The following is a 242-nucleotide window of genomic DNA, read 5'->3' on the forward strand; positions in this document are numbered from 1 at the left end:
GCTGCTCAAGGCGACCGCCACCCTGGAAATCGACGGCCAGGAAAAACCGGCCTATATCGCCGAGCCGCTGTCGCTCTGTTTCGTCTGAAATCCCTCCGATGCGAAACAGCTCACGCTGTTTCGCCCAACCTCTCTATATATAAGACACACCGCTGCGGCATACTCGGTCCCCTAATTATCCGGAACCCGTTATGCGCCCACTTGCACCCCTGGTTTTGACCCTATTGCTCAGTGCCTGTGGC

General features: G+C 57.0%; 1 pseudogene. It reads left to right on the forward strand.

What is annotated here, in order from left to right:
• A pseudogene (locus SB756_RS34405) lies at positions 1 to 88 on the forward strand (MaoC family dehydratase); the annotation flags it as partial.
• Between the last annotated feature and the right edge of the window lie 154 nt (positions 89 to 242).

The sequence above is a fragment of the Pseudomonas sp. SIMBA_068 genome, from assembly GCF_046534705.1.
Taxonomy (GTDB): domain Bacteria; phylum Pseudomonadota; class Gammaproteobacteria; order Pseudomonadales; family Pseudomonadaceae; genus Aquipseudomonas; species Aquipseudomonas putida.